Source organism: Bariatricus sp. SGI.154 (assembly GCF_050313795.1).
Lineage (GTDB): Bacteria > Bacillota > Clostridia > Lachnospirales > Lachnospiraceae > CAMBRQ01.
On sequence record NZ_JBNPMC010000017.1, the window covers coordinates 18508 to 43169 of the forward strand.

The following is a 24662-nucleotide window of genomic DNA, read 5'->3' on the forward strand; positions in this document are numbered from 1 at the left end:
AGTAGGCTATGAAACTGTACAACACACTGTCTAAGAGAAAAGAAGAATTCGTACCTTTGGAGGAAGGAAAGGTAAAGATGTATGTCTGCGGACCTACTGTCTACAACTTCATTCACATCGGTAACGCAAGACCAATGATTGTATTCGATACCGTAAGAAGATATTTCGAATACAAAGGATATGATGTGAACTTCGTATCCAATTTTACAGATGTAGATGACAAGATTATCAAGAAAGCCATCGAAGAAGGGGTATCTGCAGATGAGATATCCAAGCGCTATATCGCAGAATGCAAGAAGGATATGGAAGGAATGAATGTAAAACCGGCCACCAAGCATCCGCTTGCAACCGAAGAGATCTGCGGCATGGTAGACATGATTGGTACTCTGATTGAGAAGGGATATGCTTACGAGAAGAACGGAACCGTATATTTCCGCACCAGACAGTTCAAGGATTATGGGAAATTATCTCATAAGAACTTAGATGATCTGCGTTCTGGCGAACGTTCTCTTCTGGTAACCGGAGAAGATGAGAAAGAAGATCCATTGGATTTCGTATTATGGAAGCCGAAGAAGGAAGGCGAACCAGCATGGGAGTCTCCATGGAGTGACGGACGTCCGGGATGGCACATTGAATGTTCCGTTATGTCTAAGAAATACTTAGGCGAGCAGATCGACATCCATGCCGGTGGAGAGGATCTTGTATTCCCACACCATGAAAATGAGATCGCCCAGAGTGAGGCGGCGAATGGCAAGGAATTCGCAAGATACTGGATGCACAATGCATTTCTGAATATTGACAATCACAAGATGAGCAAGTCTCTTGGCAATTTCCGTACTGTTCGTGAGATCAGTGAGCAGTATGATCTTCAGGTGCTTCGTTTCTTCATGTTAAGTGCGCACTACAGAAGCCCGCTTAACTTCAGCGCAGATCTGATGGAGGCATCCAAGAATGGTCTGGAGCGTATTGTCAACGCAGCAGATAATCTGAAGTTCCTGATGGGGAATGCTAAGACGGAAGCAATGACAGAAGAAGAGACCTCTAATTATACGAAGACTGATGAATTTGTACAGGGCTTCGAGACAGCCATGGAAGATGACTTTAACACCGCAGATGCAGTTGCCGCTATCTTTGAACTGGTAAAATACATCAATACAACAGCAAGCGCAGACAGTTCTAAGGAATATCTTCAGAAATTATTCGACCTTCTGGTGAAACTGACGGATGTTCTCGGATTGATTGTGGATAAAGAGGAAGAAATCTTGGCAGAAGATATCGAGAAGTTGATCGAAGAGCGTCAGGCAGCAAGAAAAGCGAAAGACTTCGCAAGGGCAGATGCAATCCGTGACGAGTTACTGGCAAAAGGAATTATTCTTAAGGATACGAGAGAAGGAGTGCAATGGAAAAAAGCGTAGATTGGCAGTTTGACTCATATATGCAGGAACGATTCCAGATGAAAGAGGTGGATGCAGGAGCGTATTCACCTCTTACTTTGGCGTATATCGGTGACAGTATTTATGACTTGATCATTAAGTCCTTAATTGTGAATGAAGGAAATCAGCAGGTTCAGAAACTCCACAAGGAGACCAGCGCCCTGGTACAGGCTTCCGCTCAGTCACGCATGATGCGGACCATGCAGGAACACTTGACGGAGGAGGAACACGCGATATACAAACGGGGCAGGAATGCAAAGAGTGTTTCCCCGGCAAAGAATCAGTCCATTACAGACTACCGCAGGGCAACCGGCTTCGAGGCATTGCTGGGATATCTGTATCTGAAAAAAGAGTGGAAAAGGATGCTTGATCTGGTTAAAATAGGGTTAGACAGTCTGAAAGAAAAAGAATAGAGCGTATAAGGAGTCCTTTATGAAAAAAGAAACTTATAAAACGGCAAATAAAAATGAAAACAGAAAGCAAGATAGAAGCCAGAAGGAAGGTATGGACAGAAGCCAGGAGAGTAATCCGAATATGATTGAAGGTCGTAATGCAGTTCTGGAAGCGTTCCGTTCTGGCAGACCGATCGATAAACTATTAGTTTTAGATGGCTGTCAGGATGGTCCGGTGAGGACGATTATAAGAGAAGCCAAAAAGCATGATATCATCCTTCAATTCGTAACGAAGGAGCGGTTATCTCAGTTGTCCGAGACGGGCAGGCATCAGGGGGTCATTGCATATGCAGCGGCTTACGAGTATGCGGAGGTTGAGGACATGCTGGCATTAGCGAAAGAAAAGGGCGAAGATCCATTTCTGATTTTGCTGGACAATATCGAAGATCCGCATAACTTAGGCGCTATCATCCGTACGGCGAATCTGGCAGGTGCTCATGGAGTCATCATCCCGAAGCGCCGGGCAGTAGGGCTTACGGCTACCGTGGCTAAGACATCGGCAGGAGCACTGAATTATACTCCAGTAGCAAAGGTCACCAACCTGAAGAAGACGATGGAAGAGTTAAAGGAGCAGGGACTGTGGTTCGTGTGTGCCGACATGGGCGGCGAGAAAATGTATGATCTGAATCTGACCGGCCCGATTGGACTTGTGATAGGGAATGAAGGAGAAGGCGTCAGCCGCCTGGTGAAGGAAACCTGTGATTTTGTGGCGAGTATCCCTATGAAGGGAGATATTGACTCTCTGAATGCATCTGTGGCAGCGGGAGTACTTGCGTATGAGGTTGTAAGACAGCGATTAACGATATAAAAATATGGAGGAGAAGATGGCGAACTATGGACAGATGACGGATGAACAATTGATCTGCAATCTCCGAAAAGGTGATAAGAACATCATTGATTATATCATGGAAAAATATAAGAACCTGGTGCGAAAAGAAGCCAATGCCATGTACCTGCTGGGCGGAGAGAATGATGATCTGATCCAGGAGGGGATGATTGGCTTGTTTAAAGCAGTGCAGGATTATAATGTGGAGCAGGAGACCTCTTTTTTTAGTTTCGCCAAACTCTGTATCACCAGGCAGATGTACTCTGCCATTGAAGCATCTAAGCGTAAGAAACACAGCCCGCTTAACAGTTACGTCTCCCTCTATGAGAAGACAGGAGAGCAGGGGGCGCTGATGGATACTATGGAGGCCGGCGGAGAGAGTAATCCTGAAGAATTGCTGGTCAGTCGGGAATATGCAGAATTATTAGAGACGAAACTGGAGGAGAGTCTAAGCGATCTTGAGAACCGTGTTCTGTACCTGCATCTTCTGGGAACTGATTATAAGACCATCGCCCGTCTGCTGGATAAGAGTCCGAAGACGGTTGATAATGCTCTTCAGCGGATTAAAAGTAAGACAGAGAAGATTCTGGAGAATGAGAAACGGTAAGTGCTGAAATCTGAATGGTTGAAATCTGAATCTGAAAAATTTCATGAAAAATTTGTGGTAAAATTTGTGGAAAATCTTATTGACAAAACCACATTAGGTATTGTATAGTATCAATGTTGCATATCGAATATGCGTGCTGCCTTGGCTCAGTCGGTAGAGCGTCGCCTTGGTAAGGCGGAGGTCGGCGGTTCGATTCCGCTAGGCAGCTTGATAGACATCATGAGAGGTACTCCCAGTTCAGGGAGTATTTTTTTTCTCCAATTCTATAGAGTGAGTATGTATGCGGTGTATGGTTGCAGGAAATATAAAAGAGATATGAGAGGTAATACAAATGAAAAGTTCGGCGGTTATGACAGAAGGTTCTATCTGGAAAAAGATGCTATTCTATTCAATCCCGTTGATTCTGGGGAATCTGTTTCAGCAGTTATATAATACGGTGGATTCGATTATTGTAGGAAACTATATTGGAAGTGAGGCGCTGGCAGCAGTGGGGTCGAGTGGTTCAATCATTAATCTGCTGATCAGTTTCTGTATCGGTGCTTCGGCAGGTGCGGGTGTAGTCATCTCGCAGTTTTTCGGAGCGCAGGATAAGCAGGGCGTAAAGAAAGCAGTACATACTACGCTGGCAGTTGCGCTTGTGGCAGGATTGGTAATGACATTCGTAGGGATTCTTCTGGTTCCGGTACTGTTAAGAGCCATGGGAACTCCATATGAAGTACTAGATCAGGCGATCATCTATCTGCAGGTGTATTTTGGAGGAATCTTCTTCTCCGTGATCTATAATATGTCTGCCGGAATCTTGAATGCGGTGGGGAATTCCAGGCGTTCCCTGATCTATCTGATGATTGCGGCAATCTCGAATATATTCCTGGATCTTCTGTTTGTGGTGGTGCTTAAGATGGGAATCGTAGGGGTGGCGTTGGCGACGGATATCAGTCAGTTGATTTCTTGTGTCTGCATTCTTCTGTTTCTGACTAGGTGTGGCGAGATCTATCAGGTGCGTCTCAGAGACATCCGATTCTATGACCATTTGTTGTCTAAGATTATCAAGATTGGGCTTCCGACGGGAATCCAGAATATTGTAATCTCATTTTCCAATGTAATTGTCCAGTCCAGTGTGAATAGTTTTGGGGCGGTTGTTATGGCTGGATTTGCTGCCTATGTCAAGGTCGATGGCTTTAATATCCTTCCGGTACTGAGTTTCAGTATGGCTGCAACTACATTTACGGGACAGAATATCGGAGCTGGCAGATATGATAGGGTGAAGAAAGGGCTGTATGTATCAGCGGGAATGGGGATTCTCTATACTGTTGTGACGGGAGCGTTGTTATTACTTTTCGCATCGCCGGTCATTGGGGTATTTACCGGGGACGCTGATGTGGTGGCATATGGGGTCTATATTATGAAGTATTTCTGCCCGTTCTACTGGAGTCTGGCGCTTCTTCATGTGATATCGGGTACCATACGAGGGACGGGGAAGACCTTGCAGCCGATGCTCATTATTCTCTTCTCGTTATGCGTGTTCCGGGTGATCTGGATTGGCATAGCAATGTCTATTGCGCATGAACTGTCCTTGCTTATGGTTGTATATCCATTATCCTGGATGGTAGGATTAGCATTGATATTGATCTATGCCTGGAAGGGAAAATGGATGCCGCAGGTGAGTCAGAATGCAGATACGAATTAGTGGACGCAGTTTTTGACCAGGATATGAATGATACCTGAGAAAACGAGGAGTGATAGTGTGAGGATTGAGAAGAATATGGATAGTAGGGATGGTATAAGTAAAAGTGGAAAAGTGACAAGTGGGATGGGAGATGAGAAGAGACTGGGGATCGTGCTTGTGACGGCTACATATATTATGTGGGGATGTCTTCCGGTGTTTTGGAAGACGTTGGAGGCGGTTCCGGCTGTTTATATCTTATGTGCCAGGGTCGTTTGGTCGTTGGGATTTTGTGTGGTTTATCTGACGGTCAGACGGAAATGGGAGAGAATTAGAGAGATTTTAAAGGATCGATGGCTGGTTTTACGGTGTGGAATCTGTGGAGTGGTCGTGTGTATTAATTGGGGGAGTTATATCTGGGCGGTAAATAACGGGCATCTGCTGGATAGCAGTTTTGGATATTATATGAATCCGATTCTGGTGGTGGTATTGGGAGTCTTATGTTTTCGGGAAAGGCTGTCTATTAGGGAGTGGACGGCGGTTGGCTTAAGTGCAGCGGGGGTGCTGTATCTGGTGGTTCGTTCGGGAACGGTGCCGGTGCTTGCGATGGTGATTGGAGGCAGTTTCGCTGTGTATGGGATGATTAAGAAAGGGCTGCCGCTTGGAAGCGATGAGTCTCTATTCCTGGAGACGTTGTTGGTATCCCCTGTGACGTTGGGATACATGATATATGCGGAGATGAATGGCATGGGAGCGGGAGGTATACTGCATGGGATGCAGTGGGGGTTGCTTCCGCTGGCTGGAATCATTACGGCATTTCCGCTTCTGGTGTATACGGCAGGAGTCAAGAAGATTCCTTTCTATCTGACAGGAATTCTGATGTATCTGAATCCTACGATTCAGTTCTTGATGGGGATATTCTTATTCAAAGAGGCGGTGAATGTGGATAAGATTATTTCGTTTGTATTTATCTGGGCAGGAGTTCTTCTGATGATTATAAAGAGTGGTGTGGGGAATGATAGGAAACAGGCATAGGAGAAGGAGGAAAAGAGCAATGACAACATTTTTAAAAGATATATCAAGTTTTTATGGCAATGGAGAGCCGAATGCACAGGGTCAGAGTCTTGAGGAGTTTCTTGAAGATTATGATCCATATAGATATCAGACTCCGAGTTGTACGACAGATGCTTTAATATTCGCACATTCAGGGGAGTTAGACGGTTCGCTTAAAGGGCTGAAGGTGTTGCTTGTAAAGAGGAGCAATCATCCCTGTATCGGATACTGGGCGATGCCGGGCGGGTTCGTGAACTTAGATGAGGACCTGGATGTTACAGCCAGACGGGAACTGGAGGAGGAGACAGGGGTTGCAGGAGTTCGGATGGAACAGCTTGCGACTTATGGTGATTACGACAGAGATCCACGGACGCGGGTGATTACAACGGCGTATATGGCGCTGGTAGATGAGCATGATGTTAAGGTTCAGGCAGGAGACGATGCTGCGGATGCGGTATGGTGCGATGTGAGTCTGGAACTTGTCGAGGCTGCATGGACGAAGGATCAGATCAAAGACACTTATCGCTTAAAGATACGGAATAAGAGCCGTAGTCTGGATACGACAGCCGTGGTAGTAAGAACAGCAACAGAAGGAATCATAAGAGAAGAGAAATTCAAGGTAAAAGAGACAGGGATGCTGGCAGCGGATCACGCAGCGATGATTGTTCATGGACTTGTTGTGCTGAAATCACGATTGTAACTTGTTTCGCCATATTTTTTATGATAAGATAGGGAACAGAATGTAAGTATCTACAAGGAGGAACAATATGGGAGAAGAAACAGTTTCCAAAAATTTTATCGAACAGGAGATAGATAAGGACCTGGCAGAAGGCGTTTATACGGAAGTATGCACCAGATTTCCGCCGGAGCCGAATGGATATCTGCACATTGGACATGCGAAGTCTATCATTTTGAATTCCGGACTTGCTAAGAAATATAACGGAACTTTCCATCTGAGATTTGACGATACCAATCCGACAAAAGAGGATACGGAGTTCGTAGAGTCTATCAAAGAAGATGTGGCATGGCTGGGAGCAGATTTTAAGGATCATCTGTATTTTGCATCCGATTATTTTGATGTGATGTATGAATGTGCAGTGAAACTCATCAAGAAAGGCAAGGCTTTCGTCTGTGACTTAAGCGCAGATGAGATCAGAGAATACCGAGGCACTCTGACGGAGCCTGGAAAGAACAGTCCATACAGGGATCGTTCTGTGGAAGAGAACTTAAGGCTGTTCGAGGAGATGAAGGACGGAAAGTATGAGGATGGGGAGAAAGTGCTTCGTGCGAAGATTGATATGACATCGCCGAACATCAACATGCGTGATCCGGTTATCTATCGTGTGGCGCATATGGCACATCACAATACCGGAGATAAATGGTGCATCTATCCGATGTATGATTTTGCACATCCGATTGAAGATGCAGTTGAGAAGATTACACATTCCATCTGTACCTTGGAGTTTGAAGATCACAGACCGTTATATGACTGGGTAGTAAGAGAATGTGAATTCGACCCGGCACCACGCCAGATTGAGTTTTCTAAGATGTATCTGACGAATGTAGTAACGGGTAAGAGATATATTAAGAAACTGGTTATGGAAGGTATCGTGGATGGATGGGATGATCCGAGACTGGTATCTATCGCAGCGCTTAGAAGACGTGGATTTACTCCGGAATCTATCCGTATGTTTGTGGAGATGTGCGGAGTATCCAAGAGCCAGAGTTCTGTAGACTACGCGATGCTTGAATACTGTATCCGTGAGGATCTGAAGATGAAGAAGGCTCGTATGATGGCAATCTTAGATCCGATTAAACTGGTGATTGATAACTATCCGGAAGACGAGGTAGAGTATCTGGATGTAGATAACAACATGGAGAATCCGGAACTTGGTATGCGTAAAGTTCCGTTCTGCAAGGAGTTATATATTGAGCGTGACGATTTTATGATCGAGCCCCCGAAGAAGTATTTCCGCCTCTTCCCGGGCAATGAAGTACGCCTGATGCACGCATACTTTGTAAAATGCGAAAGTTACGAGACGGATGCCGACGGCAATGTGACAGTAGTACACTGTACTTACGATCCGGAGACAAAGTGTGGCACTGGTTTTACCGGACGTAAAGTCAAAGGAACGATCCACTGGGTAGCAGCACCTTATGCAAAACAGGCAGAAGTACGTCTGTACGAGAACCTGATCGATGAGGAGAAGGGCGTATACAATAAAGAAGACGGTTCTTTGAACCTGAATCCGAATTCTCTGGAGATTCGTAAGGAATGCTATGTGGAAGACAGTTTCGCAGACGCGAAGGCATGTGACAGTTTCCAGTTCGTAAGAAATGGATACTTCTGTATTGATTCCAAGGATTCCACACCGGAGAACCTGGTATTTAACAGAATCGTATCTTTGAAGAGTTCCTTTAAATTACCGAAGAAGTAATATGAATGAATTGACGATCAATCTGAAGACAAATTCGAAGATTCCGCTCTATGAGCAGATCTATGACTATATTAAGTCGGACATCCAGAACGGCAGGATTCCGTACGGGGAGAAACTTCCGTCTACAAGGGCTTTGTCGAAGCATCTGGAAGTGAGTCGCAGTACGGTGGAACTGGCGTATGAGCAGCTTCTCTCGGAGGGCTATATAGAATCAGAACCTTACCGGGGATTCTTTGTGGCGCAGATCAAGGAGTTGTATCATCTGAAGCCCGTGAAGGCAAGGGAAGCGCAGAAAGGGGATGTGCGTAGAAAATATCAGTATGATTTTACGCCGAATGGAGTTGACCTGAAGAGTTTTCCTTATAATGTGTGGAGAAAACTTTCGAAGGATATCTTGATAGATGACCGTACCGAGTTATTTCGTACCGGGGATTCGCAAGGAGAATATGGATTCCGCAATGCCATTAGCAACTATCTGTATCAGGCGAGAGGAGTGAACTGCTCTCCGAATCAGATTATTGTGGGCGCAGGAAGTGATTATATCCTGATGCTGTTAGGCATGATTCTTGGAATGGATCATAAGATTGCCTTTGAAGATCCGACTTATAAGCAGGCTTACCGTATGGCAAACGGCATGTCCTATGAGACGGTGCCGGTATCACTGGATAAATATGGAATGAAAGTATCAGAATTGGAGGAATCAGAAGCTGATATTGCTTATGTGACGCCGTCGCATCAGTATCCAACGGGGATTGTTATGCCAATTAAGCGCAGGATGGAACTGCTGAAATGGGCATGTCGGAAAGAAGGACGCCATATCATCGAAGATGACTATGACAGTGAATTCCGTTACAAGGGTAAGCCGATTCCTGCTTTACAAGGATATGATATCCATGATAAAGTCATCTATCTGGGAACCTTTTCTAAATCGATCGCGCCTGCGATTCGATTGAGTTACATGGTGCTTCCAAAGCCTTTGTTAGATGAATATAATAAGAAGACCCGGTTTGTGAATTCCACGGTTTCCAAAGTGGATCAGTTAATTGTCCAGAAATTCATCGAAGATGGATATTATGAGAGACATTTGAATAAAACAAGGGCTCTGTATAAGAGCAGGCACGATGTGCTGATCGATGAACTGCGTCCGCTGGAAGATATCTGCAAGATCTCAGGGGAGCATGCAGGCGTTCATCTGCTCCTTACTTTTGAAAATGGCATGACAGAGGAAGAATTGATTCAAAGAGCGGCAAAGAAGGATATCAGGGTCTATGGACTGTCAGATTACTGTATCAAGGAACAGGCAGATAAGAAAGCAACCATATTATTAGGTTATGCGAACCTTACGGAGGATCAGATCCGACAGGCGGTGGAGATTCTTAAGAATTGCTGGAGAGAAGTTTAAATAAAAAAGACGAAAATACAGGGCATAGGAGTAGGATCTGTACTTTCGTCTTTTTCATTTGATTCATAAGCCAGTGTGTATTATTCTTCCGTTGTTTTGGTATCCTCGGCGTCTTCAGAAGCGGTCTCTTTGGAAGCAGTCTCTTCAGAAGCGGTCTCTTCGGAAACAGTTTCATCAGATGCACTCTCCTCAGAAGCAGTCTCCTCCGCTTTGTCTGCTTCCTCTTTTGCAGATGGATTCAAAGATACGTATTCACGGTCTGATACTGGTTTTAAGTCGCTGTCAAGGTCGAAATCATTGTCTTCAAAATCATCAGCGAATTCATCGTCCTTGTCAGAATCTTTTTTCTTCAAATAATAGATCAGTCCTGCAATTGCACCACTGGCAGCAGCCAGACCTAATATCTTCTTGAGCCATTTGTCCATGATAGTAATATCTCCTTTCAAAATTGTATTCTAAACCATATCATAACACATATTGCATTATTTTTCCTCTAAAAATAAAATAAAATGTATGTATAGTGACGATTTAAATAAATGTGTAAGTTGAGAAGGATGAAAAATTGTGTTAAACTGAGACATATGTTTGAACAGAGGAGTGTAATATATGAGTAAAAACGAAGTACCAGGTACAGCCAAAAAAGGTTTGTTCCGTATCATATTCAGTAGAACAGGAATCATTCTTCTTCTGCTTCTTTTGCAGATAGGAACGGCTGTTGGGGCATTCTGCTATCTGGAAGAGTATATCACATATATTTATGGAGCATTGATTATATTGCAGGCGATTATCGTAATTTATATTATTAACTCAAAGGGGAATCCGGCATTTAAGATGACGTGGATGTTATGTGTGTTGGCATTTCCGATTATTGGAGTTCTGTTCTATGTCTTCGTGCAGATGCAGTTTGGAACCAGATTCATGCAGAATCGCCTGTCTACACTTAGGATTGAGACGTCTGAGTATATGCAGCAGGACAGGGATGTAGTAGATGCATTATGGGCGAGCAAGTCTGCGAATGCCCAGTTATCCTATTATCTGTCGAATCAGTTGGGCTTCCCGACTTACCGGAATACGCAGGTTCGGTATTTCCCGTTGGGAGAGCATAAGTTCAAGGCGATGATAACGGAACTGAAAAAAGCAAAGAAGTTCATATTTATGGAATATTTTATCGTTGAGGAAGGATATATGTGGGGAACCATACTGGAGATCCTGAAAGAGAAGGCGAAAGAAGGCGTCGAAGTGCGGTTTATGTATGATGGCATGTGCGCCATATCTATGCTTCCTTATAATTATCCGAGCCAAATTAGGCGATACGGAATTCAGTGCAAGATGTCCAACAGCATCAAGCCATTCCTGTCAACGACTCAGAATAACCGGGATCATCGGAAAATCTGTGTCATTGATGGTAAAGTAGGATTTACCGGAGGAATCAATCTGGGAGATGAATATATTAATAAAAAGGTAAGATTCGGACACTGGAAGGATACGGCAATCATGCTAAGAGGAGATGCTGTGCAAAGTCTGACGATGGTATTCTTACAGATGTGGAATGTAGATGAGAGAAGACAGGAGGATTATAGGAAATACCTGACGCCGAAGAGGTCAGGTCTTCATCGGGAGATGGGCTATGTAATTCCTTACGCCGACAGTCCTTTTGATAATGAGAATGTAGGTGAGGAAGTATATTTCCATATTCTGAACCACGCAAAGAAATACGTACATATTATGACACCTTATCTGATTCTGGATAATGAGATGATTACGACGCTGACCAGGGTAGCCAAGAGTGGAATCGAGGTAATCATCATTATGCCTCATATTCCGGATAAATGGTATGCATTTGTAGTTGCAAAGACGTATTACAAGGAATTGATCGAGGGCGGAGTACAGATCTATGAGTACACACCGGGATTCGTCCATGCAAAGGTGTTCGTATCGGATGATGATACGGCAACCGTCGGTACGATTAATCTGGATTATCGAAGTCTGTACCTGCATTTTGAGTGTGGTGCATTTATCTACAATAATTCAGAAATTGATAAGATTGAACGGGATTTCCAGCAGACGCTTGTAAAATGTCACAAAGTAACTTTGGTTGAGGCTAAGAATCGAAGTATGTTTACGAAGATTACAGGGCAAGTATTAAGGTTGATTGCCCCGCTGATGTAGAAAAAGGCAGAAGAAAATGCCTGAATCCTTGAAAATGCATTTTACAGAAACGGGAAAATATAGTATAATGCTTAAAGTGGTTTCATAAGGAATCATTAATGAGAGCAATAAGTTACGTTAATAACGCAGGAGGAATTGATATGGTTAAAGCAGTAGTTGGTGCTAACTGGGGAGACGAAGGAAAAGGAAAGATTACGGATATGCTCGCAGAAGAGGCGGATATTATCGTAAGATTTCAGGGAGGAGCCAATGCAGGTCATACGATCATCAATGATTATGGTAAGTTTGCATTGCATACCTTGCCTTCAGGCGTGTTCTACGGTCACACCACAAGCATTATTGGAAATGGTGTAGCGCTTGATATTCCGGTGCTTTTTAAAGAAATCCAGTCTATTGTTGAGAGAGATGTTCCGATGCCGAAGATTCTTGTATCAGACCGTGCCCAGATGGTAATGTCTTATCATAAGAATTTTGACGCATATGAAGAGGAGAGACTGGGAGGAAAGTCTTTCGGATCAACGAAGTCAGGAATCGCACCATTTTATTCTGATAAATATGCGAAGATTGGTTTCCAGGTAAGTGAACTCTTCGATGATGAACTGTTGAAGGAAAAAGTAGCCAGGGTTGCAGCCCAGAAGAATGTATTGCTGGAACACCTGTACCACAAGCCAACAATCGATCCTGATGATCTATATAATGAACTTCAAGAATATAAGAAGATGGTAGAGCCGTATGTATGTGATACATCCCTCTATCTGCACAATGCATTAAAAGAAGGAAAAGAGATCCTGTTAGAGGGACAGCTTGGTTCTTTGAAAGATCCGGATCATGGAATCTATCCAATGGTTACTTCTTCTTCTACTCTGGCAGCGTATGGCGCGATCGGAGCAGGCATTCCGCCGTATGAGATCAAGAAGGTAATCACCGTATGTAAGGCATATTCAAGTGCGGTAGGAGCAGGCGCTTTCGTAAGCGAGATCTTCGGTGATGAGGCAGATGAACTGAGAAGACGCGGCGGAGACGGCGGAGAATTCGGAGCAACTACCGGACGTCCGAGAAGAATGGGATGGTTCGACTGTGTGGCTTCCAAGTATGGCTGCAGAATGCAGGGAACGACAGATGTAGCATTCACGGTACTGGATGTACTGGGATACTTAGATGAGATCCCGGTATGTGTGGGATATGAGATTGACGGAGAAGTGACAACAGATTTCCCGACCACACATCTTTTGGAGAAGGCAAAACCGGTTCTTAAGACACTTCCGGGATGGAAATGCGATATCCGCGGAATTAAGACTTATGAAGAATTGCCAGAGAACTGCCGGAAGTATATTGAGTTCGTAGAAGAGCAGATTGGATATCCGATCACGATGGTTTCGAATGGACCGGGTAGAGAGGATATTATATATAGGAATTGTAAGTAGGAATTTGATTATTGGGAAGTGTACGGCGCAGGGATGAGGCTTGGCGGGGCTGGGTTCGGAGTCCTGCGCTAAGAATCCATAACAATCAAAGAGGCAGAGATTGTGTAACCGGACTGATTCGTCCAATCATCTGATGATGATTGAACTCAGGCAGTCCTCGAAGTGCTGACTTGAGGTCAGCACTTCGTACACAATCTCTGCCTCTTTGATTGCAACGGATTCTAACGCTTGTCCAACGAGCCCAGTCCCGCCAAACCTTATCCCTGCGCCTGACAGTTCCGGATTCTCAAGACTTTCTACATGGGGAGGATTCCGGCAGGGCGCATGTGGGACGGTATCGGTAGGGAAACACATTGGAAGTGTAAGCGAATAAAGAAAACTCCTACTACATGAATATAAATCCGTTCCACGCCCATACTGCCCCTCTCTGCCGTACACCTTACGAATTACTCTTCAAGAACAAAATTCCCACATTTTACACTTTCGAAACATTTTGATAGAATCTTAGAAATCTCCCTATTCTACAATATTTTCATACAACAATACAAGCCAAAGAAGAGGAGAGATAGATATGTGTGGAATCTGTGGGGTTATTGGAGCGGTTGAGGAGAGGGAGCAGATCTTGAACCGTATGATGAAGGTCATGGAGCACCGTGGACCGGATGGTGGTGATACTTATTATGCAGATGGGGCGATGCTTGGATTCCGGCGGCTTAGCATCATTGATCTGGATTCAGGGATGCAGCCGATGCAGAATGAAGATGGAAGCATGACCTTAGTGTTCAATGGGGAGATCTATAATTACCAGATTCTTAAGAAGATGTTAGAGCAAAAAGGTCATCAGTTTGGGAATGCATCGGATTCGGAGGTACTGCTTCACGGGTTCGAGGAATATCAGAAAGGGATGCTTGAGAAACTGCGCGGCATGTTCAGTTTCGCCATCTGGGATGAGAAGAGGAGGAGTCTGTTCGCGGCAAGGGATTTCTTCGGGATTAAGCCATTCTATTATGCTTTGATTGGGGATGCGTTTGTATTTGCTTCCGAGATTAAGAGTATTCTGGAATTCCCCGGATATGAGAAGCAAGTGAATGAAGAGGCGCTGGAGCAATACCTGTCTTTCCAGTATTCGGTTTTGCCTGAGACATTCTTCAAGGGAATCTATCGCTTGCTGCCAGGGCATTATCTGGTGTATGAGAATCAGGAGTTGAAGATAACCCGTTATTTTGATCCGTCTTTGGAACCGGATAGGCGAGGAAAACTGGCAGATCGGATGAGAGACGTGGAGGAGATGATGCAGCGGTCGGTTACCAGGCATCTGGTCAGTGACGTAGAGGTGGCAAGTTTCTTATCAAGCGGTGTGGATTCCAGTCTGATAGCAGCCATGTCAGGATGTAAGAAGACGTTTACAGTAGGATTCGCCCACGAAGGTGAGAAATACAATGAGATTACATATGCGAAGGATCTTGCGGATACACTGCAGATTGAGAATATGCAGAAATACATTACCCAGGAGGAATATACAGAAGCCATTCCGAAAGTGATGTATTATCTGGATGAACCATCCGGGGATGCCTCTGCGATCGCACTCTATTTTCTATCTCAGGAGGCGGCAAAGCATGTGAAGGTTGTGCTGTCAGGAGAGGGGGCAGATGAGATATTCGGAGGCTATAATATCTATCTGGAACCAAAGGCGCTCCATGTTCTGGACTGGATTCCCATAGGAATTCGAAAGAGAATCGCTGGGAGAGCCAAGCGTCTTCCGGAGGGGGTGAAAGGAAGGAATTATCTGATTCGTGCTGCCAGCCCGCTTCAGGAGAGGTATATCGGTAACGCATATATTTTTCATGCGTGGGAACGGGAGGCGCTGCTTAAGAGGAGCAAACTGCAGCAGACGCAGGAACCAAAAGAATTCTTAGAAGATACATATGCCAAGGCTGCAGAATTGCCGGATTCTGAACAGATGCAGTACATTGACCTTAAGTACTGGCTGCCGGGAGATATCCTGCAGAAGGCAGATCGGATGAGTATGGCGCATTCGCTGGAACTTCGAGTGCCGTTTCTGGACATAGATGTTTTCCGGGTGGCAAGAAGGATTCCGCATCGGATGAAGACCAGGAATTATACGACCAAATATGTACTACGAAAAGTAGCAGCCGAATATCTGCCGAAGAGTGTATCCCGTAAGAAAAAATTAGGATTTCCAATCCCAATTCGTAATTGGATGAAGGAGGATGTATGGTATAATCAGATCAGAGAGAGATTCGAAGGGGAGACTTCTTCATATTATTTCCATACGGAGATGCTGGTGGAACTTCTTGACAGGCATAGAGAGGGGAGAGAAGATAACAGCAGAAAGATATGGACGGTCTATGCATTTCTGGTATGGCATGAGGTGTTTTTCGGTGCATAGGCAGAACTGTTTTATTTTGTAAAAAGAGGGGAGCAGATATGGTGTCAGAAGAGATCAGAATCCTTGTAATAGAAGATGAGAAACCGATTGCGGACATCCTGGAATATGGTTTCAAGAAAGAAAAGTTTAAAGTGCGATGTGCTTATACCGGGGCAGATGGCTTGAAAGCAGCTGATGAATACCAGCCGCAACTGGTCCTGCTTGATTGGATGCTTCCTGACTTAAGCGGAGTAGATGTCTGCAAGATGCTGACGGAACTTTATAATATTCCGATTATCATGCTGACGGCGAGGGGAAGTATCGATGATAAAGTGTATGGTCTGGAATCCGGAGCAGATGATTATATCACGAAGCCTTTCGACCTTCGGGAAGTAATCGTCCGGGTGAAGACGATTCTCAGAAGATTCGGGAAGGCACGCAAGACTTCAGAAGAAGAGCAGGAAGAAAAACTTCATGTGAAAGATGCAGTCATCTCTGAGCGTGAAAGAACGGTGTGTCAGTGTGGAGAATTGGTCGAACTGACACCGAAAGAATTCGATCTGCTGCTTTGGTTTGTGAAGAATCCAAGACAGGTATTCACGAGAGCACATCTGTTGGATCAGATCTGGGGATATGATTTTATGGGAGATACCAGGACGGTAGATATCCATGTACAGCGGCTGAGAAAGAAACTTCATGTAGGAGAAGCAATCGTTACGGTGTTTGGCGTGGGGTATAAATATGTACCGGAAGAGTAGATGGTGGAATGGAATATTATTCAGGATCAGTGTCAGTGTGCTGATTCTGGGAGTTGCAAGCATCCTGGTTGTTGGATATTTTGTAAGAGAATGGATGTGGCGTGATATCGAGGATCAGATTCGTGGAGACGCCTTAAGTATTCAAAGCAATACGGAGTTATACGTGCGGCAGATTCTGCTGATCAATAACTGCCAGATCAATGAAGATAGTTTTCGCAAATGCATGAATGATATCATAGTCCAACTAAAAAAGACGGGAGAATACGAAGTTGCCCTTTATGATATGGATGGCGAGGTGCTTCAAAGAAGCGATAAGAACAGATTCTCAGGCGAAGATAAAAGGGCAGATTTTCAAAGAGCGAAGAATAAAGAAAGTGCCTTCACTGTGAATTATGGGCGTGAGGAGACTTGCGAGGTGTATCTGACAATGCCAGTACAGATAATGAATCAGGATATTGGGATTATCAGTTATTATATGGATTACAACAATGTCTATCATCAGAAATGGAATTCCATCCAATCCATTCTTCGGATTACAGTGCTGGCCTTTGGGATTATCTTTGTGCTGATCTGGATTATGATCAGTCGGATGGTGAAGCCGATTCGGGATCTAAGCCGTGTATCCAGTGCGATGTCCAGATGGCTTAAGGAAGGAAAGATGAATGATGGAATGGAGGCGGATTTTCAATATTGTGAACGGAAAGATGAGGTAGGGGAATTGTCACGGAACTATGTGCAGATGCTGCGTGTGACGGAAGAGCAGTTTGCGAAGATACAGGAAGACAGAGATCGTATTCTCATGTTATGGAACAGCCGTCAGGAATTCTACAATAACGTGACTCATGAATTAAAGACTCCACTTACCACGATCTCAGGATATGCCCAGCTCATAGAGGAAAACGGTCTGAATGATGAAGAACTTTTCTATAATGGAATGGAGCATATTCTGCAGGAGAGTACAAGACTGCACCGGATGGTCGTACAGCTTCTGGAGATGCAGAATAAGGAGAGCATTGCTGGCGTGAGACCTCTGAATGTTACCGATCTTTTGAAAGATGTAATTGACGCTATGCAGATGAAGGCAGGACGGTATGAGAACCGGCTGCTTCTTAAAGGAGCGGGAACTTACATGATAGAAGGCAGAGAAGATAGAATCCGTCAAGTGTTTATTAATCTGATTGATAATGCGATCAAGTACGGAGAGCCGAAGAAGGATATCGTCATTTCGATTGCCGCAAGGGCAAGAATGGTTCGGATTGCGGTTATCAATAAAGGAGATGGTATGGATGAGGAAGAATTAAGTCATATCTTTGAGCCGTTCTACCGGGTAGATAAGGAATGTTCCAGGGAACTTGGAAGTTCAGGGCTTGGGCTTGCGATTACCAAAAAGATTATGGAAGAGCATGGAGGAAGTATTGAGGCGGAATGCAGCCCGGACGGATATACAATTTTCAAGGTATATTTTCCGTTGATGCAGAAGGTTCGAAGGAAGGAGTGATCGGAATGGACCGAATAAGCAATAGAATAGGCAGATATTTTGTAGGATATATGCTGACAATCAGTCTTTTATGCGGCTGTGGCATGAAAGAAGTGTCCAAAACGATAGTGCTTCCTGAGGAAAATCGAGAAGAAGCAGAGAATGGAAGTATTGAAATAAAGGATATCCATGAATATACTTATGAGGGCAATGGAAATGAACTCGGATACATTGCGTGGGATCAGGAGGATGAGGACAGCCTTTGGATTGTGAGAGATGCAGGAGCGGATACGGGAATGCATGCATATTATGCGCAGAAGATTGATATGGATACCAAAGAGATTCTGGAAAATATCCTGCTGGATGAAAGAGAGATCAGCAATGGGCAGATCGCGCCCGGAGGAAAATATATATCCTTTGAGACCTGGGAAGAATCGATGATCGGGTTGGTCATCTTCAAAACTTCCGAACAGGAAGCAACGGTGCTTCGGGAATGGGAAGATGCGACAGAGATGTCCTGTTATGCGTGGAGTGGAGACGGGACAAAGTTTTTCTCATGGACGGATGGCAATTATTGTAAACAGAATCCATATCAGGATTGGTCCATATGCAGATATGACATGGAAACCGGAGAAAAAATAGAGATTCAATTTGAAGGAAATGAGTATTTTTGGAGGACTGTGGTGCCGAACAGAGATGGGTCTAAAGTGTATATTACAGAAAATGGTATGGAGCAGTCGAGAAATACGCTTGATATGGTAATGGAAGAGAATTCTGCAGAGGATGGCACTGCAAGGACAGTTGCACTGCATCGGATACTTGATATGAATACCCAGGAGATCTGCAATCTGGGGGATCAGTTGACGGAAATGGCATTCCCCATGTTCGATACGGAAGCGGGGCTGATTGCCAAAGACAGAGATGATCATATCGTGTTATATCAGGATTTGACCACGTCACCTGCCAAAAAGGATCTTCTGACGTTGGATTATATGAACGCAGAGGTATTTGCATGTGAACAGGGAGACCATATATTCCTTGTGGAGGGAGATCAGGATAACCGATACATGCAGGTGGTCGGCATGCAGATCGAAGATGGAGAAGTAACCGGGCAGCAGGTACTGTACAAAGGAATTGCGGGGAATGATGCGACAGTGGCTATTCATCCAATGGATCATGCGGTTGCAATTCAAAGCAGCGATTATATAGAAAATGACAGATGGCGCATTACAATTACCGTGTTAGAGTACTGATGGCAGAATTCCTTTTTCCTTAAGAAATATCTAATTATTATTTTAGAAAATTGCCACATCCGGGACACATTTCTCTTATACAATCAAAGAGTACTTGAATTAATTGGCATAGAAAAGGGGTGATGCCAATATAATAGTAAGAGGGTATAAATAAGAGAATGGAGGTATTAAAATGCAGCAGAAAAAAGAATCAAACTATACAGAAGTTATCTCGATGGAAGAATACCTTACAAAAAGAAGAAAAGTCAGGGCAATGGAGAAGAATGAAAGACGCGGCGGAATCCCGAAGGAGAATCACGCATTGGTTCTGGCAGAATTGTATATATAGCGAAGAATATAAGAGACAGGTCCGAATACATAAGACCTGTCTCCTCTTATGAAGATTTGTGGTTCTTCCTGAAAGTCTCATCATCCTGTCCGAGCGTCTCAGTATCGCTGATATCGTCTCCTGGCCTGTCACTGCCTTTGGCCATCTTATAGACGAGTGTATAGGCATAGAGAAGAACCGGAAGAATAATGGTGCAGGCGATAGATGCCTTCAGTAATCCCATCGTGGAAGAATGGTCGATCAGTGCGAAGACAAGAGTACTTGCATACATGCCAAAAAGCAGAACCGCACCGACCAATGCTAAGATACGTTTTACCTTTTTCATAAAAAAATCATCCTTTACATCTAATCAAGACTTTAGTATATTATATAAAGAGCAAAAGAAAATTGCAAACTAATACAAAAATAAATACAAAGGAGTATCACATATGAGTCGTACATTATTAGATCAGTGGAAAGATATTGCGTATAACGAGAAGGCAGACAGAGGTCAGTTTCAGAGATTCTGGGGAACTTATTTCCAGATTGAAAAAGAGATCTATGAGCAGCTTCTTGCGAATCCAGATGAAGAAGTAAAAGGAACCGTAAAAGAATTGGCTGAGAAATACGGTCAGGAAGTCCTGACTATGGTAGGATTCTTAGATGGAATCAATGAAAGTCTGAAAGAAGAGAACCCAATCGATACCATGGATGAGGATACCGTTGTAAGCCTTGCATTCGATAAAGAGAAACTGTATAAGAACATGGTTGCTGCTAAGGCGGACTGGTTATACGAACTTCCACAGTGGAAAGAGATTTATTCTGAGGAAGAGTTAAAGCGACTGTATAAAGAGCAGAAAGAATCAACCACAATTCGCAAGGAGAAGAAGATTGGGCGTAATGATCCATGCCCGTGTGGTTCTGGTAAGAAATATAAGAAATGTTGTGGTAGATAATGTTAGTATTAGGAGGATTGTGCCTGGCATATTATGCTGTTCTGTGTGTGACGCTTAAGAAATGGGACTCTACATTCTCGAGATTCTGGCTGGCAGCAGGAGTGTTGCTTCTGTTGTGTGACAGAATAGATGGTGTCCCGGTGGTGGAAGCATGGAAACCTGTCTTAGGGACGCTGGCTATGATTCTGGCAGTGATCTTTATTGTGACAGAGGGCATGATTATTGCAGGTATGTTTCCTAAGAAGGGAAAGGAATATCCGTATCTGATCGTGCTTGGAGCACAGGTGAATGGCAGGAAGATTACGGATTCTTTATACCGACGGCTTCAGAGAGCCGTGAGATACTTGAAAGCGCATCCGCATACGCTGGTCATCGTGTCAGGCGGCATGGGAAAAGGTGAAGAGGTGACGGAGGCAGCGGCTATGGCGGAGTATCTGCTGGCAGAAGGCATCGAGAAGAGGCGGATCATCCTGGAGGATTGCTCCAGGACGACGAAGGAGAATCTAAAGTTTTCTTCTGTCTATATTAAGGATATGGGAATGGATGTTGGGATTGTGTCCAATAATTTCCATATGTACCGGGCGTGCCGTTATGCGAAGAGGCTGGGTTACCAGAATCCTTATCCAGTGGCAGCAAACTGTCATCCTCTGTTGATGGTCAACTATATGGTCAGAGAATTCTTTGCTGTGTGGAAGATGTATCTGCTTGGATAAGTATGATAAAAATTGCGATGATCGGAATAAGAATCTGTTCAAGAATCGCATGATTGGGATTGAAAACCTGGTTGACAAAGAAAAAGACCGTGTTATAATTAGAACATATCTGAAAACACGTTGACGAGACGAGTAAGTTGGGAAAGAGATAGCAGAGAGAGAAGCCAGAGGCTGCAAGCTTCTTATCTTGGAACCTTCTGAAGACTACCTCTGAGTGGCTGCAAAACAGTCCGGTGATTCCGTTATCATCATGAAGAAGTGGTTCTGACATGACTGTCAGAGCAATTAGGGTGGAACCGCGAGTTGACTCGTCCCTTACAGTGAGTGCTGTAAGGGACGTTTTTTCGTATCATAGGAAATTTCGTCTCCTATGATACAAAAACCTTCCGGGAGGATGCGCACTCGCACGAAGAGGCAGAATGCCGCAGGCGGCCGTGCTCGGCGCGGGAATGTGCTTTGCACATTCTGTTTTGTATAGGAAACTGCCAATTGAGATACAACGAGAGAAGGGAAAGGTGTGAAGGATGAGTGAATGGAAACCTTACCGGCATAAAGTACAGTATTATGAGACCGACCAGATGGGAATCGTACACCATTCCAATTATATCCGCTGGTTTGAAGAAGCCAGAACCGATTATATGGAACAGATGGGAATGGGTTATGACCAGATGGAAGAGAAGGGAATCCTAAGCCCGGTACTGGCAGTAGAGGCTGATTACCTGAGGATGGTTCACTTTGGAGAGACGGTCACCATTGAGACATACATCAAAGAATATAATGGAATTAAGTTGACGGTAGGCTATGAAGTGATCAGTGATAAGACCCAGATGGTTCACTGCCGTGGGACAACGAAGCATTGCTTTATCAACCGAAAAGGCAGACCATTGTCTATGAAACATACAAGTATCGAATTCCATAATATGTTTATCCAAGGTTTAGAAGATTATAAAAATAAAAAAAGAGAGGATGAAAGACTATGAAAATTACATTAAAAGACGGTTCTTGCAAAGAATACGAAGAAAGCATGTCAGTGCTTGATATCGCCAAAGATATCAGTGAAGGACTGGCAAGAGTTGCAACAAGTGCAAAGGTTGATGGAGAGATCGTTGACTTAAGAACAGTCATCTCAGAAGACTGCGAGTTAGAACTTCTGACATTCGACTCTGAGGATGGAAAAGGTGCATTCTGGCATACTACATCCCACATTATGGCACAGGCAATCAAGCGTCTGTATCCGGAGACCAAACTGGCAATCGGACCATCCATTGACAATGGGTTCTATTATGACCTGGACAGAGAGACTCCGTTCGTTGCAGAAGATCTGGAGAAGATTGAAGCAGAGATGAAGAAGATTGTAAAAGAGGCTCTGCCAATCGAAAGATTTACTAAGTCAAGAGAAGACGCGATTGCATATTTTAAAGAAAATAACGAACCATATAAAGTAGAGTTGGTAGAAGATCTTCCGGAAGGAGAAGAGATTAGTTTCTATCAGCAGGGCGAATTCGTAGACTTATGTGCAGGTCCACACCTGATGTCTACCAAGAATGTGAAGGCTGTAAAACTGACAAGCCTTGCAGGTGCTTACTGGCGTGGAAGCGAGAAGAACAAGATGCTTACCAGAATCTATGGTATCTCTTATCCGAAGAAGGCGCAGTTGGAAGAATACCTGCACATGATCGAAGAGGCTAAGAAGCGTGACCATAGAAAATTAGGAAAAGAACTGGGATTGTTCATGATGTGTGATGAAGGGCCTGGATTCCCGTTCTTCCTTCCAAAGGGAATGGTGCTTAAGAACACGCTGTTAGAGTACTGGAGAGAACTGCATAAGAAGAATGGATATGTTGAGATCTCTACGCCAATCATCTTAAGCAGACATCTGTGGGAGAATTCCGGACACTGGGATCACTACAAAGACAATATGTACACAACTGTCATTGATGATGAAGATTTTGCGGTAAAACCAATGAACTGTCCGGGTGGAATGCTTGTGTACAAGTCTGAGCCACGTTCTTATAAAGACCTGCCGCTTCGTGCCGGAGAGATCGGTCTGGTGCACAGACATGAGAAATCCGGAGCGCTTCATGGACTATTCCGTGTAAGATGCTTTAATCAGGATGATGCCCATATCTTCATGACACCGGATCAGATTCGTGATGAGATCAAGGGTGTTGCAAAACTGATTGATGAAGTATACAGCCTGTTTGGATTCAAATACCACGTAGAATTATCTACCCGTCCGGAAGACAGCATGGGAAGTGATGAAGATTGGGAGATGGCAACAGAAGGTCTGAAAGGTGCATTAGATGATCTTGGATTGGATTACGTGATTAATGAAGGTGACGGTGCATTCTACGGACCAAAGATTGACTTCCATCTGGAGGATTCTATCGGAAGAACATGGCAGTGCGGAACCATTCAGCTGGATATGCAGATGCCGCAGCGCTTTGAACTGGAATACACTGGTGCGGACGGAGAGAAGCATCGTCCGATCATGATCCACCGTGTAGCCTTCGGTTCTGTTGAGCGTTTCATCGGTATCCTGATTGAGCATTTTGCAGGTGCATTCCCGACATGGCTTGCTCCGGTACAGGTAAAAGTGCTTCCAATCTCAGAGAAGCATCTGGAATATGGACAGAAGGTGCTGGCAGAATTAGAGGCAGCAGGAATCCGTGCAGAGATTGATGAAAGAGCAGAGAAGATTGGCTACAAGATCCGTGAGGCTCAGATGAACAAGATTCCATACATGCTGGTAGTAGGCGCGAAAGAAGAAGAGCAGAATCTGGTAGCAGTAAGAAGCCGCTTTGCCGGAGATGAAGGTCAGAAAGAAATTGGAACATTCATCGAAGCAATCAAAGAAGAGATTGCTTCTAAAACACAGCGTGAAGTTGTAAAAGAAGATTAATTAAAAAGTTTAAAAATAAAAAAAGCGGGCATAATAAACCTTGATCATGAATATTAGGAGGTAAGATTATGCCAGAATTAAGATGTACCGTACAGACATGTCTGCACAACAAGAATTTCTACTGTGATCTGGATGGAATCGTGGTAGGCGGCAACTCAGCAACACGTTCTGAAGAGACCTGCTGTGACAGTTTCGAAGAGCGTAAAGGGGACAGTTACAGCAATGTAACAAAAGAAGCGTCAGCAACCAGCAACATTGACTGCAAGGCTACGGAGTGTATGTACAATGATGAATGCAAGTGCCATGCCGGCAAGATCAGCGTAGAAGGAAGCGATGCCTGTCAGTGCGAGCAGACGGAATGTGCCACATTCAAGTGTGGATGCAGATAAGGGAAGAAAGAGACAAAAGAGGGAAGCCTTATGGCTTCTCTTTTTTGGTTG

24 protein-coding genes, 1 tRNA gene and 1 other annotated feature are annotated in these 24662 nt (G+C 44.2%); of the genes, 22 read left to right on the forward strand and 3 right to left on the reverse strand.

Going from position 1 to position 24662, the window contains the following annotated elements:
- Positions 1-8: 8 nt before the first annotated feature.
- From cysS to ACQRBN_RS09335, 10 genes are all read left to right on the forward strand, one after another.
- Entirely contained in the window at positions 9-1415 is a 1407-nt protein-coding gene (gene cysS / locus ACQRBN_RS09290; RefSeq protein ID WP_427738687.1) for a cysteine--tRNA ligase, read from the forward strand.
- A complete protein-coding gene (locus tag ACQRBN_RS09295) occupies positions 1400-1846 on the forward strand; it encodes a Mini-ribonuclease 3 (protein WP_427738688.1) in 447 nt (148 codons plus the stop codon). Before cysS ends, ACQRBN_RS09295 begins: the two co-directional genes overlap by 16 nt.
- A gap of 91 nt (positions 1847-1937) precedes the next feature.
- Complete coding sequence (rlmB, locus tag ACQRBN_RS09300; RefSeq protein ID WP_427738730.1) at positions 1938-2693, forward strand: 23S rRNA (guanosine(2251)-2'-O)-methyltransferase RlmB; 756 nt, start codon at positions 1938-1940, stop codon at positions 2691-2693.
- A gap of 16 nt (positions 2694-2709) precedes the next feature.
- Positions 2710-3318 carry an RNA polymerase sporulation sigma factor SigH gene (sigH, locus tag ACQRBN_RS09305; protein ID WP_427738689.1) on the forward strand — a complete coding sequence of 203 codons (609 nt, stop codon included), beginning with the start codon at positions 2710-2712 and terminating at the stop codon, positions 3316-3318.
- Positions 3319-3453: 135 nt separating this feature from the next.
- Positions 3454-3526, forward strand: a tRNA-Thr gene (locus ACQRBN_RS09310).
- Between the two features lie 123 nt (positions 3527-3649).
- Positions 3650-5005, forward strand: a complete 1356-nt coding sequence (locus ACQRBN_RS09315) for an MATE family efflux transporter (protein WP_427738690.1) — start codon at positions 3650-3652, stop codon at positions 5003-5005.
- A gap of 57 nt (positions 5006-5062) precedes the next feature.
- The gene (gene rarD, locus ACQRBN_RS09320) at positions 5063-6016 is read left to right on the forward strand and encodes an EamA family transporter RarD (RefSeq protein ID WP_427738691.1); all 954 of its coding nucleotides are present in this window, start codon (positions 5063-5065) and stop codon (positions 6014-6016) included.
- Between the two features lie 19 nt (positions 6017-6035).
- Positions 6036-6734 (forward strand): NUDIX domain-containing protein, encoded by a 699-nt coding sequence (locus tag ACQRBN_RS09325; protein ID WP_427738692.1) that lies wholly within the window; start codon positions 6036-6038, stop codon positions 6732-6734.
- A 67-nt stretch (positions 6735-6801) separates the two neighbouring features.
- Entirely contained in the window at positions 6802-8472 is a 1671-nt protein-coding gene (locus ACQRBN_RS09330; protein WP_427738693.1) for a glutamine--tRNA ligase/YqeY domain fusion protein, read from the forward strand.
- A 1-nt stretch (position 8473) separates the two neighbouring features.
- Positions 8474-9874, forward strand: a complete 1401-nt coding sequence (locus ACQRBN_RS09335; RefSeq protein ID WP_427738694.1) for a PLP-dependent aminotransferase family protein — start codon at positions 8474-8476, stop codon at positions 9872-9874.
- 80 nt (positions 9875-9954) lie between these two features.
- Here the strand turns inward: ACQRBN_RS09335 and ACQRBN_RS09340 are convergent, their stop codons facing one another.
- On the reverse strand, positions 9955-10299 hold the full coding sequence (locus ACQRBN_RS09340; protein WP_427738695.1) for a hypothetical protein: 345 nt from the start codon (positions 10297-10299) through the stop codon (positions 9955-9957).
- 181 nt (positions 10300-10480) lie between these two features.
- Between ACQRBN_RS09340 and cls the strand changes: the two genes are divergently transcribed.
- Both cls and ACQRBN_RS09350 read left to right on the forward strand, forming a co-directional pair.
- Entirely contained in the window at positions 10481-12043 is a 1563-nt protein-coding gene (gene cls, locus ACQRBN_RS09345; protein ID WP_427738696.1) for a cardiolipin synthase, read from the forward strand.
- Between the two features lie 140 nt (positions 12044-12183).
- Positions 12184-13467: an adenylosuccinate synthase gene (locus tag ACQRBN_RS09350; RefSeq protein ID WP_427738697.1), complete on the forward strand. Its 1284-nt coding sequence runs from the start codon at positions 12184-12186 to the stop codon at positions 13465-13467.
- A 126-nt stretch (positions 13468-13593) separates the two neighbouring features.
- On the opposite strand, the gene ACQRBN_RS09355 is transcribed toward ACQRBN_RS09350, so the two are convergent.
- Positions 13594-13905 (reverse strand): hypothetical protein, encoded by a 312-nt coding sequence (locus tag ACQRBN_RS09355; RefSeq protein WP_427738698.1) that lies wholly within the window; start codon positions 13903-13905, stop codon positions 13594-13596.
- Between the two features lie 133 nt (positions 13906-14038).
- On the opposite strand from ACQRBN_RS09355, the gene asnB reads away from it, so the two are divergent.
- From asnB to ACQRBN_RS09380, 5 genes are all read left to right on the forward strand, one after another.
- Positions 14039-15877 (forward strand): asparagine synthase (glutamine-hydrolyzing), encoded by a 1839-nt coding sequence (asnB, locus tag ACQRBN_RS09360; protein ID WP_427738699.1) that lies wholly within the window; start codon positions 14039-14041, stop codon positions 15875-15877.
- Positions 15878-15915: 38 nt separating this feature from the next.
- Complete coding sequence (locus ACQRBN_RS09365; RefSeq protein WP_427738700.1) at positions 15916-16614, forward strand: response regulator transcription factor; 699 nt, start codon at positions 15916-15918, stop codon at positions 16612-16614.
- Positions 16598-18112 carry a sensor histidine kinase gene (locus tag ACQRBN_RS09370; RefSeq protein ID WP_427738701.1) on the forward strand — a complete coding sequence of 505 codons (1515 nt, stop codon included), beginning with the start codon at positions 16598-16600 and terminating at the stop codon, positions 18110-18112. The genes ACQRBN_RS09365 and ACQRBN_RS09370 overlap by 17 nt, the downstream gene beginning before the upstream one ends.
- Before the next feature lie 5 nt (positions 18113-18117).
- Positions 18118-19344, forward strand: a complete 1227-nt coding sequence (locus ACQRBN_RS09375; RefSeq protein ID WP_427738702.1) for a hypothetical protein — start codon at positions 18118-18120, stop codon at positions 19342-19344.
- A 172-nt stretch (positions 19345-19516) separates the two neighbouring features.
- The gene (locus ACQRBN_RS09380; protein ID WP_427738703.1) at positions 19517-19672 is read left to right on the forward strand and encodes a hypothetical protein; all 156 of its coding nucleotides are present in this window, start codon (positions 19517-19519) and stop codon (positions 19670-19672) included.
- 46 nt (positions 19673-19718) lie between these two features.
- Here the strand turns inward: ACQRBN_RS09380 and ACQRBN_RS09385 are convergent, their stop codons facing one another.
- On the reverse strand, positions 19719-19997 hold the full coding sequence (locus ACQRBN_RS09385) for a hypothetical protein (RefSeq protein WP_427738704.1): 279 nt from the start codon (positions 19995-19997) through the stop codon (positions 19719-19721).
- Between the two features lie 103 nt (positions 19998-20100).
- Here ACQRBN_RS09385 and ACQRBN_RS09390 point away from each other — a divergent pair, with 103 nt between their 5' ends.
- The 5 genes from ACQRBN_RS09390 to ACQRBN_RS09410 all read left to right on the forward strand — a co-directional run bounded on the left by ACQRBN_RS09390 (position 20101) and on the right by ACQRBN_RS09410 (position 24611).
- A complete protein-coding gene (locus ACQRBN_RS09390; RefSeq protein WP_427738705.1) occupies positions 20101-20607 on the forward strand; it encodes an SEC-C metal-binding domain-containing protein in 507 nt (168 codons plus the stop codon).
- Positions 20607-21320, forward strand: coding sequence for a YdcF family protein (locus ACQRBN_RS09395; protein ID WP_427738706.1), 714 nt, complete (start codon positions 20607-20609; stop codon positions 21318-21320). The genes ACQRBN_RS09390 and ACQRBN_RS09395 overlap by 1 nt, the downstream gene beginning before the upstream one ends.
- Positions 21321-21431: 111 nt before the next feature.
- Positions 21432-21639: a binding site (T-box leader), on the forward strand.
- Between the two features lie 205 nt (positions 21640-21844).
- Positions 21845-22300: an acyl-CoA thioesterase gene (locus ACQRBN_RS09400; RefSeq protein ID WP_427738707.1), complete on the forward strand. Its 456-nt coding sequence runs from the start codon at positions 21845-21847 to the stop codon at positions 22298-22300.
- Positions 22297-24222 carry a threonine--tRNA ligase gene (gene thrS / locus ACQRBN_RS09405; protein WP_427738708.1) on the forward strand — a complete coding sequence of 642 codons (1926 nt, stop codon included), beginning with the start codon at positions 22297-22299 and terminating at the stop codon, positions 24220-24222. Before ACQRBN_RS09400 ends, thrS begins: the two co-directional genes overlap by 4 nt.
- Before the next feature lie 68 nt (positions 24223-24290).
- The gene (locus ACQRBN_RS09410) at positions 24291-24611 is read left to right on the forward strand and encodes a DUF1540 domain-containing protein (protein ID WP_427738709.1); all 321 of its coding nucleotides are present in this window, start codon (positions 24291-24293) and stop codon (positions 24609-24611) included.
- The last annotated feature ends 51 nt before the right edge of the window (positions 24612-24662 follow it).

Excerpts from the sequence above, each read along its gene's own strand:
- cysS (WP_427738687.1), top strand. The coding sequence starts at position 9 with ATGAAACTGTACAACACACTGTCTAAGAGAAAAGAAGAATTCGTACCT.
- ACQRBN_RS09295 (WP_427738688.1), top strand. The coding sequence starts at position 1,400 with ATGGAAAAAAGCGTAGATTGGCAGTTTGACTCATATATGCAGGAACGA.
- rlmB (WP_427738730.1), top strand. The coding sequence starts at position 1,938 with ATGGACAGAAGCCAGGAGAGTAATCCGAATATGATTGAAGGTCGTAAT.
- sigH (WP_427738689.1), top strand. The coding sequence starts at position 2,710 with ATGGCGAACTATGGACAGATGACGGATGAACAATTGATCTGCAATCTC.
- ACQRBN_RS09315 (WP_427738690.1), top strand. The coding sequence starts at position 3,650 with ATGAAAAGTTCGGCGGTTATGACAGAAGGTTCTATCTGGAAAAAGATG.
- ACQRBN_RS09325 (WP_427738692.1), top strand. The coding sequence starts at position 6,036 with ATGACAACATTTTTAAAAGATATATCAAGTTTTTATGGCAATGGAGAG.
- ACQRBN_RS09330 (WP_427738693.1), top strand. The coding sequence starts at position 6,802 with ATGGGAGAAGAAACAGTTTCCAAAAATTTTATCGAACAGGAGATAGAT.
- ACQRBN_RS09335 (WP_427738694.1), top strand. The coding sequence starts at position 8,474 with ATGAATGAATTGACGATCAATCTGAAGACAAATTCGAAGATTCCGCTC.
- ACQRBN_RS09340 (WP_427738695.1), bottom strand. The coding sequence starts at position 10,299 with ATGGACAAATGGCTCAAGAAGATATTAGGTCTGGCTGCTGCCAGTGGT.
- cls (WP_427738696.1), top strand. The coding sequence starts at position 10,481 with ATGAGTAAAAACGAAGTACCAGGTACAGCCAAAAAAGGTTTGTTCCGT.
- ACQRBN_RS09350 (WP_427738697.1), top strand. The coding sequence starts at position 12,184 with ATGGTTAAAGCAGTAGTTGGTGCTAACTGGGGAGACGAAGGAAAAGGA.
- asnB (WP_427738699.1), top strand. The coding sequence starts at position 14,039 with ATGTGTGGAATCTGTGGGGTTATTGGAGCGGTTGAGGAGAGGGAGCAG.
- ACQRBN_RS09365 (WP_427738700.1), top strand. The coding sequence starts at position 15,916 with ATGGTGTCAGAAGAGATCAGAATCCTTGTAATAGAAGATGAGAAACCG.
- ACQRBN_RS09370 (WP_427738701.1), top strand. The coding sequence starts at position 16,598 with ATGTACCGGAAGAGTAGATGGTGGAATGGAATATTATTCAGGATCAGT.
- ACQRBN_RS09375 (WP_427738702.1), top strand. The coding sequence starts at position 18,118 with ATGGACCGAATAAGCAATAGAATAGGCAGATATTTTGTAGGATATATG.
- ACQRBN_RS09380 (WP_427738703.1), top strand. The coding sequence starts at position 19,517 with ATGCAGCAGAAAAAAGAATCAAACTATACAGAAGTTATCTCGATGGAA.
- ACQRBN_RS09385 (WP_427738704.1), bottom strand. The coding sequence starts at position 19,997 with ATGAAAAAGGTAAAACGTATCTTAGCATTGGTCGGTGCGGTTCTGCTT.
- ACQRBN_RS09390 (WP_427738705.1), top strand. The coding sequence starts at position 20,101 with ATGAGTCGTACATTATTAGATCAGTGGAAAGATATTGCGTATAACGAG.
- ACQRBN_RS09395 (WP_427738706.1), top strand. The coding sequence starts at position 20,607 with ATGTTAGTATTAGGAGGATTGTGCCTGGCATATTATGCTGTTCTGTGT.
- ACQRBN_RS09400 (WP_427738707.1), top strand. The coding sequence starts at position 21,845 with ATGAGTGAATGGAAACCTTACCGGCATAAAGTACAGTATTATGAGACC.
- thrS (WP_427738708.1), top strand. The coding sequence starts at position 22,297 with ATGAAAATTACATTAAAAGACGGTTCTTGCAAAGAATACGAAGAAAGC.
- ACQRBN_RS09410 (WP_427738709.1), top strand. The coding sequence starts at position 24,291 with ATGCCAGAATTAAGATGTACCGTACAGACATGTCTGCACAACAAGAAT.